Source organism: Inquilinus sp. 2KB_23 (genome assembly GCF_052115705.1).
Lineage (GTDB): Bacteria > Pseudomonadota > Alphaproteobacteria > DSM-16000 > Inquilinaceae > Inquilinus > Inquilinus ginsengisoli_A.
Window position 1 is genome coordinate 154,965 of record NZ_JBFRHF010000009.1, and the last position, 13,224, is coordinate 168,188.

Consider the following 13,224-nt stretch of genomic DNA (forward strand, 5'->3'; position numbering starts at 1 on the left):
CGCAACAATCGCCGGGTCAGATCCCGTCCGTGAACAGCACCGCCTCGACCGCATCGCCGCGCGCCGCCGCCGGCGCCAGCGGCGGCCGGATCACCAGCCCGTCGGCGGCCGCCAGCAGCGACAGCATCGAGCTGTCCTGGGCCGGGAACGGGGTGGCGACCAGGCCGTTTTCGGTGCGCTCGATCCGCGCCCGCAAGTAATCCTCGCGCCGATCATTGGCCGGCAGGTCGCGGCCCAAAGTCGCGGCGATCCGGTCGTCCGGGAGCGCCGCGCCCTGCAGCGCCAGGATCGCCGGGCGCAGGAACAGCCAGCCGCAGACCATGGTCGAGACCGGGTTGCCGGGCAGGCCCAGCATCGGGGTGTCGTCGAGCCGGCCGAACATCAGCGGCTTGCCCGGCCGCATCGCGATCGTCCAGAAGTCGAGCGCCAGGCCGCGCCCGCCCAGCACCGAACGGATCAGATCGTGATCGCCGACCGAGGCGCCGCCGGTGGTGACCACCAGGTCGGCGCCGCGCGCCCCGGCCGCCAGCGCGGTCAGCGACTCGGCATCGTCGCGGGCGATGCCGAGATCGATCGGCTGGCCGCCGCAGCTGCGGACCAGGGCGGCGAGGGCGTGGCTGTTGGAGCTGACGATCTGGCTCGGCCCCAGCGCCTCGCCCGGCATCACGATCTCGTCGCCGGTCGCCAGGATCGCCACCCGCGGCCGGCGGCGGACGCGCAGCCAGGGATGGTTGGTCGAGGCGGCGATGCCGATGTCGCGCGCGGTCAGGCGCCGGCCGGGCTGCAGCAGGGTGTCGCCGGCGCGGAAGTCCAGCCCGGCCTTGCGGACATAGCGGCCGGCACCGGCGCCCTCGCGGATGGTGACCGAATCGCCTGATGCGTCGGCATCCTCCTGGATCACCACCGCGTCGGCGCCTGCGGGCAGCGGCGCGCCGGTGAAGATGCGGACGCATTGGCCCGGCCCGACCGTGCCCTCGAAGCGGCCGCCGGCCGGCACCCGGCCGATCTCGCGCAGCGTCGCCGGCACCGTGGCGACGTCGGCCGCCCGCACCGCCCAGCCATCCATGGCGGAGACGTCGAGCGGCGGCTGGGTCAGCCGCGCCACCACCGGCTCGGCCAGGATCCGGCCCAGGCCTTCCGGTAGCGGCACGGTCTCGGCCGGCAGGGGCTGGAAGGCGGAGAGGATGCGGGCGCGGGCCTCGGCGACCGGGATCATGGCGCGGCCTCATAGGTGCCCGACCGCCCGCCGGATTTGTGCAGCAGGCGCAGGTCTGTGACCACCATGCCACGGTCGACCGCCTTGCACATGTCGTAGACGGTCAGGGCGGCGACTGAGGCGGCGGTCAGCGCCTCCATCTCGACGCCGGTGCGGTGGGTGACCTTGACCGTGGCCTCGATCTCGACCCGGCTGTGCTCCGCATCGCAGCGCAGCGCCAGCTCGACGCTGGACAGCGGCAGCGGGTGGCACAGCGGGATCAGGTCGGCGGTGCGCTTGGCCGCCATGATGCCGGCGATGCGGGCGATGCCCAGCACGTCGCCCTTGGCATGGCCGCCGGCCGCGATCAGCGCCAGCGTCTCCGGTTTCATCTCGACCCGGCAGCCGGCACGCGCCACCCGGACCGTCGCCTCCTTGTCCGAGACATCGACCATGCGCGCCTGCCCGGCGGCGTCGAAATGGGTGAGGTCGCTCATGCGGCGGAGGATCTCGCCTCCGGCGTCAGCAGCGCGCGGGTGGCGGCGGCGACGTCGTCGTGGCGCATCAGGCTTTCGCCGATCAGGAAGGTGGTGGCGCCCACCCGGGCCATGCGGGCCAGGTCGGCCGGGGTGAACAGCCCGCTCTCGGACACCATCAGCCGGTCCCGCGGCACCTGGGCCGCCAGCGCCTCGGTGGTGGCGAGGTCGACCTGCAGGGTCTTGAGGTTCCGGTTGTTGATGCCGAGCAGCGGCGACCGCAGCTTCAGCGCCCGCTCCAGCTCCGCCGCATCATGCACCTCGACCAGCACGTCCATGCCGTTGTCGATCGCGGCCTGCTCCAGCTCCTGGGCGGTGGCGTCGTCCAGCGCCGCCATGATCAGCAGGATGCAGTCGGCGCCCAGCGCCCGGGCCTCGTCGATCTGGTAGCGATCGACCATGAAGTCCTTGCGCAGCACCGGCAGCTCGACCGCATTGCGCGCGGCGGTCAGATACTCGTCGGCGCCCTGGAAATAGGGCACGTCGGTCAGCACCGACAGGCAGGTGGCGCCGCCGTCGCGATAGGCGCGGGCGAGGGCGGGCGGGTCGAAATCCGGGCGGATCAGCCCCTTGGACGGCGACGCCTTCTTGATCTCGGCGATCAGGCCGGTGCGGCCTTCGGACTGTGCCCGGCGCAGCGCCGCCAGGAAACCGCGCGGCGGGGCGGCGCGGTCGGCGAGATCCGCCAGCCGGCGAATCTCGGCCGGCGGCACCGCCGCCTTGCGCTGTTCGATGTGCCGACGCTTGTCGGCGACGATGCGTGTCAGCGTGTCACTCATGATTCCTAACCCTTGGCCGGGCCCTGGGTGGTGATCCGGGCCAGCCGTTCGAGCACGTGGGCGGCCGTCCCATCGTCGATGATGCGCGCCGCGAGGTCGGCACCATCGGACAGACTGGTGACCTTGTCGGCGACGATGAAAGCCGCAGCGGCGTTCAGCCGCACGATGTCGCGATAGGCGCCGTGGGCGCCGCCCAGCACCGCGCGCAGGGCCGCGGCGTTGGTCTCGGGGTCGCCGCCCTTGAGGTCCTCGGGCTTCGAGCGCGGCAGCCCGGCATCCTCCGGCGTCACCGTCAGGCGCCGGACCTGGCCGCCGCGCAGCTCGGCGACCGAGGTCGGGCCGGTGGTGGTCAGCTCATCCAGCCCGTCGCTGCCATGCACCACCCAGGCGACCTCGCTGCCCAGCTGGAGCAGCGCCTCGGCCACCGGGGCGACCCAGGCCTCGGCGAAGACGCCGAGCAGCTGGCGCTTCACCCCGGCCGGGTTGGCCAGCGGGCCGAGCAGGTTGAAGATGGTGCGGGTGCCGAGCTCCTGCCGCGCCGGGCCGACATGGCGCATGGCGCTGTGGTACAGCGGCGCGAACAGGAAGCCGATATTGGCGTCCCACAATGCCTCGCGCATCACCTCCGGCGTCGCCTCGACATTGACGCCCAGCTCCGCCAGCACGTTGGCGGCGCCGGTCAGGCTCGATGCGGCGCGGTTGCCGTGCTTGGCCACCGGCACGCCGGCCCCGGCCAGGACGAAGGAGACGGCGGTCGAGACGTTGAACGACCCGGAACTGTCGCCGCCGGTGCCGCAGCAGTCGATGGCGCCCTCCGGCGCGTCGATGGTCACCGCCTTGTCGCGCATCACCCGCGCGGCGGCGGCGATCTCCTCCGGCGTCTCGCCGCGGACCCTGAGCGCCATCAGGAAGCCGCCGATCTGGGCTGGCGTGGCCTCGCCGGACATGATGATCTCGAAGGCGGCGCGGGCGTCGGCAGGGGTCAGCGGCTGGCCCAGCGCGGCCTTGGCGAGGAACGGTCGCATCTCGGTCGTCATGCCGCGTTCCGCCGTTCGGCGATGGCCAGGAAGTTCTGCAGGATCTTGTGGCCGAACTGCGAGGCAATGCTCTCGGGGTGGAACTGCACGCCATGGATCGGCAGCGTCTTGTGCTGCAGCGCCATGATCACGCCGTCCGCGGTCCAGGCCGTCGCCTCCAGGCTGTCCGGCATGCTGTCGGGCGCGATGGTCAGCGAATGGTAGCGGGTGGCCTCGAAATTGTCTGGCAGCCCGGCGAGGACGCCGCCGCCATGGTGGTGGACCGGGCTGATCTTGCCATGCATCGGCACCGGCGCCCGGACGATCCGGCCGCCGAAGACCTGGCCGATCGCCTGGTGGCCCAGGCAGACGCCAAACACCGGCACCCGGCCGGCAGCGGCGCGGATCAGGTCCATGCAGATGCCGGCCTTATCAGGGTCGCGCGGGCCCGGCGAGATGACGATGCCGTCGGGCCGCAGCGCCAGCGCTTCGTCGACGGTCAGCGCATCGTTGCGGCGGACCTCGGTGTCGGCGCCGAGCTCGCCGAGGTAATGCACCAGGTTGTAGGTGAAGCTGTCGTAGTTATCGATCAGCAGAAGCATCGATTTCGCCCTTTCGAGGCATGGGTATGGGGAGGGGGCGGCGGACGCGATCCGGCCGACCTCACCATCGATGCGGCAGAGCATGGCGCTGGTCGCGATGCTGCTGCGAAAGGGTGCGTTCTCTAGACATGTCCCATCGGCCGATTGCCGCTGCGCGGTCGGTTGGCGAAGCGTACCGCATCTTCGGCGGCGCGCACCAGCGCCCGCGCCTTGTTGCGGGTTTCCTGGTACTCGCCCTCGGGGTCGCTGTCGGCGACGACGCCGCCGCCGGCCTGGATGTACAGGGTGTCGTCCTTCACCACCGCGGTGCGCAGGGCGATGCAGGTGTCCATGTCGCCATTGGCGCCGAAATAGCCCATCGCCCCGGCATAGACGCCGCGCCGCGCCACCTCCAGCTCGTCGATGATCTCCATTGCCCGGACCTTGGGTGCGCCGCTGGTGGTGCCGGCCGGGAAGCCGGCGGACAGGGCGGCGATGGCGTCATGCTCCGGCCCGATGCGGCCGACCACGTTGGAGACGATGTGCATGACGTGGGAGTAGCGCTCGATGATGAAGCGGTCGGTGACCTTGACCGAGCCGATCTGCGCCACGCGGCCGACATCGTTGCGGCCGAGGTCGAGCAGCATCAGGTGCTCGGCCCGCTCCTTCGGGTCGGCCAGCAAATCCTGTTCCAGCGCCACATCCTCCTCCGGCGTGGCGCCCCGGGGGCGGGTGCCGGCGATCGGCCGGATGGTGACCTCGCCGTCGCGCAGCCGCACCAGGATCTCCGGGCTCGACCCGACCACGGCGAAGTCCCGGAAGTTCTGGAACACCAGGAAGGGCGAAGGATTCAACCGGCGCAGCGCCCGGTACAGCGCGAAGGGGGGCAGGGTGAAGGGCAGGGCGAAGCGCTGCGACAGCACCACCTGGAAGATATCGCCGGCGCGGATGTACTCCTTCGCCCGCTCCACCACCGCGTGGTACTCCTCCCGCGTCATGTTCGAGGTCGGCTCCGGCAGGGCCGGCAGCACGCCCTCGGCCGCGGCCTCGCGGTGCGACAGGCTGGATTCGAAGCCGGCAACCACGTTGGACAACCGCTCGCACGCCGCCTCATGCGCCTTCTCCGCCGTCACCGCCGGGTCGGGGAAGACCGGGGTGACGATGGTGACGACGTCGGCGATGGTGTCGAACACACAGACGATGGTCGGCCGGATCATGATCGAATCCGGCACACCCAGCGTGTCCGGATTGGTGTCGGGCAGCGTTTCCATCTGCCGGACCATGTCGTAGCCGAGATAGCCGAACAGCCCGGCGGCCAGCGGCGGGAAGCCGCGCGGCAGGTCGATACGCGATTCCGCGATCAGCGCCCGCAGGCTGTCCAGCGGCTTGGCGGCGACCGGGGTGTAGCTGTCGAGGTCGGCCAGCGCCTTGCGGTTGATCTCGACCGTGTCGCCGCGGCAGCGCCAGATCAGGTCGGGGCGCAGCCCGATGGCGCTGTAGCGGCCGCGGATGGCGCCGCCCTCGACCGATTCGAGCAGGAAGGAATAGGGCTCGTCGCCGGCCAGCTTCAGCATGGCCGAGACCGGGGTGTCGAGGTCGGACACCAAGCGGGTCCAGACCACCTGCGGCTTTCCGGAGCGATAGATGTCGGCGAAGGCCTCGAACGCCGTGGAGTCCGGCATGTCGGTTACCTCAGATGAGAGTCCATGAATCAGGGGCGGAAGGGATGCGCGCCGATGCGGCGCCATCGCTCCCCGCCCATTGCCCGGGCCCTGATCATCGATCCGCCGACCACGCGGGTCATTCCTCGTATTTCAGCCGGGCGAGCACCGACTGGTCGATGCTGACGCCGTAGCGGTCGCGCAGCACCTGGTCGAGGCCGGCGCCGATGTCGCCGGCAAGGCCGCGCCGCAGGTCCTGGCTCACCGCCGCCTCGGCCGTGGCATCGGGCTTGGCCGGGTCGATCCGGGTCAGCCGGGCGACGACGCGGCCGCCCGGGGTTTCCGCCGTGGCGGTGCCGCCGACCTTGGCCGCGAACAGGTCGCGCACCAGCGGGGCGGGCAGGGCGCCGGCATTGCTGGCGTCGCGCAGCAGCGGCTGGGTCTCGGCATACTGGCCGCCGACCGCCTTGGCGACGTCGACTGCGGCCTCGCCGGCTTGCAGCCGCTTCTCGATGTCGGTGGCCAGCGTCGCGGTCGCCTCGGCCTGCTTCTGCTCGGTCCAGGCGGCGGCGACCTCGTCGCGGACCTTGGCCAGCGGCTCGGTGGTCGGCGGCAGGATGCTCTCGACCCGGACGATGAAGGAGATCTTGTTGTCGATCGCGGTCATCGGGCTGGCATCGCCCTGCTGCAGCCCGAAAGCGGTGGTCAGGATCTGCGCCTGGCCCGGCAGCACCGCCAGCGGCGTGCCGCTCTGGGTCGACCCGTCCTTGGCCACCGCCGGCACCGTGGTTACGGTGAAGCCGAACTCCTGCGCCGCCTTGTCGATGGCGACGCCGTCGGCCAGCGCGTCCTCGAACTTGTTCGCGGTCTCGTACAGGGCGTCGGCCGCCTTGCTCTGGCGCAGCGCCGTCTCGATCTCGGGCCGTGCCTCCTCGAACGGCACGGTGCGCGCCGCCTGGGTGCCGGTCAGCACCAGCACGTGCCAGCCGAAGGGCGACTGCACCGGATCGGTGGCCTGGCCCTGCTGCAGGGCGAAGCCCGGCTCGGCCAGCGCCGCGACCGGCATGTTGGCCTTGGCGGTGAAGTCGACCGGGACCAGCGTGACCGAGGCGTTGCCCGCCTCGTCCACCGCCTGCTGCACCGGCTTGCCGCCGCGCACCGCGGCCACGATCTGGGCGGCCAGTTCCTTGGTCGGCGCGATCACTTGGTCGAACTTGCGCAGCTCCGGCTTCTCGTAGTTGGCCTGGTTCTTCTCGTAATACGTCCGCGCCTCGTCCTCCGACACCGCCGCGCCCTTGCCGAAATCGTCGGCGTTCAGGATCACCACGCTCAGCGTGCGGTATTCCGGCGACTGGAACTTGTCGCCATGGTCCTTGTGGTAGGCCTCGAGATCGGCCGCGGTCGGCTGCGGCACGCGGGTCTGGTCGGCGTTGCGCAGCGTGATGGTCTCGGCCACCCGGGTCTCGCGGCGGTAGCGGGTGATCGGGTCGACCAGGGCCTTCGGCGGCTCGGCGCCGACGAACAGGGCCCGCAGCACCTGCTGCTGCGCCATCTGGCCGCGCTGCGAGGCGATGAAGCCGGCCTCGGTCAGGCCGCTGCCCTGCAGCGCCTGCAGGAAGATGTCGCGGCTGAACTGGTTGGTCGCCGGGTCCTTGAACCGCGGATCGACGCGCACGGCGTCGGCGACGACATCCTGCGGCACGACATAGCCGAGGTCGCGGGCGAACTGGGCGTAGAGCAGGGAGGAGATCTGCGAGTCCAGCACCTGCTGGACCAGGCCGAACTGCTGGGCCACGGCCAGCGGGATGCGCTGGGCCTGGGCCACGTTGCGGAACTGGGCGTCGACCTGCTGCAGCGGAATGGTCTGGTCGCCCACCGTGGCGACGGTGTCGGTCTGCCCCCGGTTGCGGAAAATATCCCCGACGCCCCAGATCGCGAAGCTCAGGATCAGCAGGACAAACAGCACCTTGACGACGATGGAGCCTGCCTTATGGCGAAGAATCTGGAGCATGACGACCGTTGAACGAGGGCAAGGCCGCGCCGGGGTCCCCGGGCGGTTGGGCCGCGCATCATAGGTGCGGCCTTGCCATGCAGCAACGAAGGAGTCGCTGTGGCGTCGCGGCCTGCGGATTGGTAGATGAAAGGGACCTTCAGGGACTGGGCGGAGACACGGGGATGGCGCGCAAGCTGATCGCGGGCAACTGGAAGATGAACCTGCTGCGCGACGAGGGCACGGCGCTGGCCCGCGACCTCGCCCTGCGGCTGGCGCGCACCGTCGATCCCGCCTTCGACCTGCTGATCTGCCCGCCGGCGACCATCATCGCGCCGATCGCCGCGGCGGTGGCGGGCAGCGGCCTGCTGGTCGGCGGCCAGGACTGCCATAGTGCTCCAAGCGGCGCCCACACCGGCGATATCGCGGCGCGGATGCTGGCCGATCTCGGCTGCAGCCACGTCATCGTCGGCCATTCCGAGCGCCGCCAGGATCATGGCGAGATCGACCTCATGGTCGCCGAGAAGGCCCGGGCGGCGCAGGCCGAGGGCATGGTCGCGATCATCTGCATCGGCGAGACCGAGGCAGAGCGCAACGCGGGCCGGGCGCCGCAGATCTGCAGCCGCCAGATCGCGGGGTCGCTGCCGCGCGACGCCACTGCCGAGAACACGGTGATCGCCTATGAGCCGATCTGGGCGATCGGCACCGGCCGGACCCCGACCGCGGCGGAGGTGGCGGACACCCATGCCCATATCCGGGCGATGCTGGCCGTCCATGTCCCGGCCGAGGCGGCGGGAATCCGCATCCTCTACGGCGGCTCGGTCAAGCCGTCCAACGCGGCCGAGCTGCTGAGCCTGGCCAATGTCGACGGCGCCCTGGTCGGCGGCGCCAGCCTGAAGGCGGATGATTTCTGGGCCATCGCCCAGGCCATCGCAAAATAGCCCAGCATCGGCGTTGCATAGGGCGGGGGCCGTGGTTATAGTCCGGCCCGCTCGCCACCCGGCACCTGTCCGGCGGCGACCACGGTCGGAGCGTAGCGCAGCCTGGTAGCGCACTTGCATGGGGTGCAAGGGGTCGGGAGTTCGAATCTCCCCGCTCCGACCAATCTTCCCCCGGTCTGGTTTCACCAGCCGCCAAGCCCCCAAGCGAAGGGCCCGATCCGCGCCATGCTCGTCGCCTTCGATTGGGGAACCTCCTCGCTTCGCGCCTGGCTGCTCGATGCCACTGGCGCCATCCGGGACGAGGCCTCGGCGCCGCTCGGCATCCTCAAGGTCCCCGGCGGCGATTTCGACGCGGTGTTCCGGCAGGTCGCCGGCGCCTGGATCGAATCCGGCGCCACCGCCGCCATCGCCTCCGGCATGATCGGCAGCCGCCAGGGCTGGGCCGAGGCGCCCTATGCCGGCTGCCCGGCCGACGAGGCCGCGCTGGTCGCCGGGCTGATCACGGTTCCGACCTCGCTGCCGGTGCCGCTGCGAATCGTCCCCGGCGTCAGCCGCATCGATGCCGACGGCATCCCCGACGTGATGCGCGGCGAGGAAACCCAGATCATCGGCGACGCGCCGTCGACCGGCCGCCGCCTCTACGTCCTGCCCGGCACCCACAGCAAATGGGCGCTGGCGGAGGATGGCCGCATCACCTGGTTCGCCAGCTCGATGACCGGCGAGACCTTCGCCGTGCTGGCCGAACACAGCATCCTCGGCCGGCTGATGGATGGCCGCGCCCACGACCCGGCCGCCTTCCGCCGCGGCCTGGGCGTCGGCGCCGCCTCGGGCGGCGGCCTGCTGCGCCGGCTGTTCAGCGCCCGCACCCTCGGCCTGTTCGGCGAGCTCGACTCCAAGGCGATCGGCGCCTACCTCTCCGGCCTGCTGATCGGGGCCGAGGTGGCGGATGCCCGGGCGACCGTGGCCGCCGCCACCGGCGCCGCACCTGATTCGGTGACCATCGTCGGCGGCGCCGAGCTGTCGGCACGCTATGCCGAGGCGATCGACGCGGCCGGCCTGTCCAGCCGCATCGCCCCGGCCGACACCACGGTCAAGGGGCTGTGGCGCATCGCCAAGCAAGCGGAGCTGGTGTGACATGAGCGTTTCCCTGCACGACGCCCTCGCGGGCCTGCCGCTGGTCGCCATCCTGCGCGGGGTGAAGCCGGACGAGGTCGCGGGCATCGGCGCCGCCCTGGTCGAGGCCGGGTTCCGCTGCATCGAGGTGCCGCTGAACTCGCCGCAGCCCTTCGACAGCATCCGCATCCTGGCCGACCGGTTCGGACAGCAGGCGCTGATCGGCGCCGGCACGGTGCTGCAGCGCGAGGACGTCGCCCGGGTCAAGGCGGCGGGCGGGCGGCTGATCGTGATGCCGCATGCCGATGTCGACATCATCGCCGAGGCCAAGCGGCAGGATCTGGTCTGTGCCCCCGGCGCCGCGACCCCGACCGAGGCCTTCGCCGCCCTGAAGGCCGGGGCCGACGCGGTCAAGCTGTTCCCGGCCGAGGCGATCCCGCCCGGCGTGGTCAAGGCCTGGCGCGCGGTGGTTCCCGCCGCAGTGCCGCTGATCGCGGTCGGCGGCATCACCCCGGACCGGATGGCGGCCTATCGCGACGCCGGCACCACCGGCTTCGGCCTGGGCTCGGCGCTGTACAAGCCGGGCATGACCGCCGCCGATGTCGCCGCCACCGCTGCCGCCTTCGCCAGCGCCTGGCGGGCGCTCAAGGGCTGACCGGCCCATCCCTTACCCCCAATTGCCGACCGTGACACGGGACCGGCCGCCGTCTATGACCGTGGCACGAGCGACGGGTGAGGGAATCAGCGCGTGGTGCAGGACGGGGGCGTTCAGGCCGGGGCCGAGCGGCCGGGCTTCATCCGCCGGCAGTACGACCGGCTGATCCGGGCGGCGCACGGGCCGCGGGCGCAGTGGACGCTGTTCGGCGTGTCCTTCGCGGAAAGCTCGTTCTTCCCGATCCCGCCCGACGTGGTGCTGATCCCGATGATGCTCGCCAATCCGCGGCGGGCATGGTGGCTGGCGGGGCTGTGCACCGTGGCCTCGGTGCTGGGCGGCCTGGTCGGCTACGCCATCGGCTATTTCCTGTTCGCGACGGTCGGGTCCTGGCTGATCAACCTCTACGGGCTGCAGTCCGGCTTCCACGAGTTCCAGCAGAAATACGCGGAATGGGGCAGCTGGATCATCCTGGCCAAGGGGGTGACGCCGATCCCCTACAAGCTGGTGACGATCACCAGCGGCGTGGCGCAGTTCCCGCTGGGCCTGTTCATCCTGTCCTCGATCGCCTCGCGCGGCCTGCGCTTCTTCCTGATCGCGGTGCTGATGCGGGTCTATGGCGACAAGGTCCGCTTCTATCTCGAGAAGTACCTGAACTGGGCCTTCTGGGGCTTCCTGGTCCTGGTCGCGCTCGGCTTCGCGGTGATGACGCAGATCTGACCCGCTGCGTCCCAAGCTGCGGGCAAGGGGGAGCCACTGGCCATGTCCGTGCAAGCCATCCTGCTTCCGGTGTTCGTCCAGGTCCTGCTGATCTTCCTGCTGGCGCTGTGGATGCTGCAGGTGCGGGCCGCGGCGCTGCGCGGCGGCGCCGTCGATCCCCGCGACATCGTCCTCGGCCGGGCGGCCTGGCCGGAGCGGGCCATCCTGGTCTCGAACAGCTTCCACAACCAGCTGCAGCTGCCGTTCCTGTTCTTCGTGCTGGTGATCCTGGCGATGATGACCCGGAAGGCGGACCTGCTGTTCGTGGTGATGTCCTGGGTGTTCGTGGCGTCGCGGGTCCTGCACATCGCGGTCCACACCGGATCGGCCGACCTCGGCCGCCGCTTCGGCGCCTACGCCATCGGCTTCGTGCTGCTGCTGGCGATGTGGGTGATCTTCGCCCTGCGCATCCTGCTGGCGGGAATCGAACCGATGTGACAGGGGCGCCGCTATTCCTGACCGATCGATCGGTCAATAGCGGCCCAGGATCCGAAACCTATCTGTATTATTGTTCGGCAAAACGCACGGGTGCTAACCTTCCCCCTCGAACAAGCGAAGGGGGAAACGATGGCGTTTGTGTCTCGAGCCGCGATACTCGCGGCGGCGATCGGTGTCGGCTTGTCGGGACCGGCCCTGGCCCAGGACACCGCGGCCCAGGCGAAGGCGGAGATCCAGCGGGTGCGGGACAGCGCCGGCTACAAGGCGGCGGTGCAGCACATCGACCAGGGCTACGACTCCTACATCGCGGAAGGCATCAGGCTGGTGGAGATCCCGGCGCCGCCCTTCAAGGAGGAGGTGCGGGCCAAGGCCTTCGCCGAGCTGCTCCGCAGCGTCGGGCTGGCCGATGTCGAGATCGATGAGGAGGGCAATGTCCTCGGCCTGCGCAAGGGCACCGGCGGCGGCGACCGCGTCGTCGTGGTGTCGGCCCATCTCGACACCGTGTTTCCGGAAGGCACGGACGTCACCGTGCGGCGCGAGGGCACCAAACTGAGGGCCCCCGGCGTCAGCGACGACACCTTCAGCCTGGCGGCGATCCTGGCCTATGTCCGCGCCATGGATTCGGCCGGGATCAAGCACAAGGCCAACATCCTGTTCGTCGGCACGGTCGGCGAGGAGGGGCTGGGCGACCTGCGCGGCGTCCGCCATCTCTTCACCAAGGGCCAGTACAAGGACCGGATCGACGCCTTCTTCTCGATCGAGGGCGGGTCGGCCGACACTTTCACCAGCTCCGGCGTCGGCTCCAAGCGCTACCGCATCACCTACAAAGGCCCGGGCGGCCACAGCTTCGGCGCCTTCGGCCTGGTCAACCCCGCCTATGCCATGGCCGAGGCGATCACGCTGCTGGCCCGCACCCAGGTCCCGGCCGATCCGAAGGTGACCTACAATGTCGGCGTGCTGAAGGGCGGCACCTCGGTCAACTCGATCCCGGTCGAGACCTCGATGGAGGTCGACATGCGCTCCGGCGACAGCAAGGGGCTGGGTCGGGTGGAGCAGCGGCTGCTGACCGTCATCGAACAGGCCGCGGAGACGGAGAACGCCGCCCGGTCGACCAAGGAGGGCGGGATCACGGTCGAGAAGACGGTGATCGGCGACCGCCCGGCCGGCGCCATCGCCGAGACCGAGCTGCTGTTCCAGCTGGCCAAGGCCTCGATCGAGACGGCGGGGTACGAGTTCAAGGGCCCGCGCGAGGCCTCGAACGATTCGAACATCCCCTGGAGCCTCGGCATCCCGGCGGTGACCCTGGGCAAGAACGGTCCGGGCCAGAGCGGCCGGTCGCATTCGCTCGACGAATGGATGGACATCGAGCAGGCGCCGATGGTGAAGGGCATGGCCACCAGCCTGGCGACGATCCTGGCGACGGCGAAGATGGAATGATCTGCTGAGCTGCCAGCCTGGTGGGCGGCCGGCTGGGGCAGCCCCTGATCATCCCCCCATGCCCCGTAGCAGGGCATGGGGGGTGATCAGCGGTACGAGGCGTCGTCCGGGCTGATGTCCTTCGCT

At 70.7% G+C, this 13,224-nt stretch carries 13 protein-coding genes and 1 tRNA gene; 7 read left to right on the top strand and 7 right to left on the bottom strand.

The genetic code is table 11. The features are described 5' to 3' along the window. Nucleotides 1-16: 16 nt before the first annotated feature. The 7 genes from AB4112_RS13745 to AB4112_RS13775 form a co-directional block, all read right to left on the bottom strand. Nucleotides 17-1,216: a molybdopterin molybdotransferase MoeA gene (locus AB4112_RS13745; protein ID WP_441720391.1), complete on the bottom strand. Its 1,200-nt coding sequence runs from the start codon at nucleotides 1,214-1,216 to the stop codon at nucleotides 17-19. Next, on the bottom strand, nucleotides 1,213-1,692 hold the full coding sequence (moaC, locus tag AB4112_RS13750; protein WP_441720393.1) for a cyclic pyranopterin monophosphate synthase MoaC: 480 nt from the start codon (nucleotides 1,690-1,692) through the stop codon (nucleotides 1,213-1,215). Before moaC ends, AB4112_RS13745 begins: the two co-directional genes overlap by 4 nt. Further along, nucleotides 1,689-2,510: an indole-3-glycerol phosphate synthase TrpC gene (trpC, locus tag AB4112_RS13755; RefSeq protein ID WP_309796474.1), complete on the bottom strand. Its 822-nt coding sequence runs from the start codon at nucleotides 2,508-2,510 to the stop codon at nucleotides 1,689-1,691. Before trpC ends, moaC begins: the two co-directional genes overlap by 4 nt. Nucleotides 2,511-2,515: 5 nt before the next feature. Continuing rightward, nucleotides 2,516-3,547 (bottom strand): anthranilate phosphoribosyltransferase, encoded by a 1,032-nt coding sequence (gene trpD, locus AB4112_RS13760; protein WP_441720395.1) that lies wholly within the window; start codon nucleotides 3,545-3,547, stop codon nucleotides 2,516-2,518. Then, nucleotides 3,544-4,128 (bottom strand): anthranilate synthase component II, encoded by a 585-nt coding sequence (locus AB4112_RS13765; RefSeq protein ID WP_441720397.1) that lies wholly within the window; start codon nucleotides 4,126-4,128, stop codon nucleotides 3,544-3,546. Before AB4112_RS13765 ends, trpD begins: the two co-directional genes overlap by 4 nt. A 122-nt stretch (nucleotides 4,129-4,250) precedes the next feature. Further along, the gene (gene trpE, locus AB4112_RS13770; RefSeq protein WP_309796479.1) at nucleotides 4,251-5,789 is read right to left on the bottom strand and encodes an anthranilate synthase component I; all 1,539 of its coding nucleotides are present in this window, start codon (nucleotides 5,787-5,789) and stop codon (nucleotides 4,251-4,253) included. 118 nt (nucleotides 5,790-5,907) lie between these two features. Further along, nucleotides 5,908-7,779 carry a peptidyl-prolyl cis-trans isomerase gene (locus AB4112_RS13775; protein WP_441720399.1) on the bottom strand — a complete coding sequence of 624 codons (1,872 nt, stop codon included), beginning with the start codon at nucleotides 7,777-7,779 and terminating at the stop codon, nucleotides 5,908-5,910. A gap of 164 nt (nucleotides 7,780-7,943) precedes the next feature. On the opposite strand from AB4112_RS13775, the gene tpiA reads away from it, so the two are divergent. The 7 genes from tpiA (at nucleotide 7,944) to AB4112_RS13810 (ending at nucleotide 13,098) form a co-directional block, all read left to right on the top strand. Continuing rightward, on the top strand, nucleotides 7,944-8,699 hold the full coding sequence (gene tpiA, locus AB4112_RS13780) for a triose-phosphate isomerase (protein ID WP_441720401.1): 756 nt from the start codon (nucleotides 7,944-7,946) through the stop codon (nucleotides 8,697-8,699). An 86-nt stretch (nucleotides 8,700-8,785) separates the two neighbouring features. Beyond that, nucleotides 8,786-8,862 (top strand) — tRNA-Pro (locus AB4112_RS13785). 62 nt (nucleotides 8,863-8,924) lie between these two features. Further along, on the top strand, nucleotides 8,925-9,833 hold the full coding sequence (locus tag AB4112_RS13790) for a 2-dehydro-3-deoxygalactonokinase (protein ID WP_441720403.1): 909 nt from the start codon (nucleotides 8,925-8,927) through the stop codon (nucleotides 9,831-9,833). A 1-nt stretch (nucleotide 9,834) separates the two neighbouring features. Next, complete coding sequence (locus AB4112_RS13795; protein WP_309796488.1) at nucleotides 9,835-10,467, top strand: 2-dehydro-3-deoxy-6-phosphogalactonate aldolase; 633 nt, start codon at nucleotides 9,835-9,837, stop codon at nucleotides 10,465-10,467. Nucleotides 10,468-10,560: 93 nt separating this feature from the next. Next, nucleotides 10,561-11,184, top strand: coding sequence for a YqaA family protein (locus tag AB4112_RS13800; protein WP_309796490.1), 624 nt, complete (start codon nucleotides 10,561-10,563; stop codon nucleotides 11,182-11,184). Between the two features lie 42 nt (nucleotides 11,185-11,226). Then, nucleotides 11,227-11,661: an MAPEG family protein gene (locus AB4112_RS13805; protein ID WP_441720405.1), complete on the top strand. Its 435-nt coding sequence runs from the start codon at nucleotides 11,227-11,229 to the stop codon at nucleotides 11,659-11,661. Between the two features lie 129 nt (nucleotides 11,662-11,790). Then, nucleotides 11,791-13,098 (top strand): M20/M25/M40 family metallo-hydrolase, encoded by a 1,308-nt coding sequence (locus AB4112_RS13810; protein ID WP_441720407.1) that lies wholly within the window; start codon nucleotides 11,791-11,793, stop codon nucleotides 13,096-13,098. The last annotated feature ends 126 nt before the right edge of the window (nucleotides 13,099-13,224 follow it).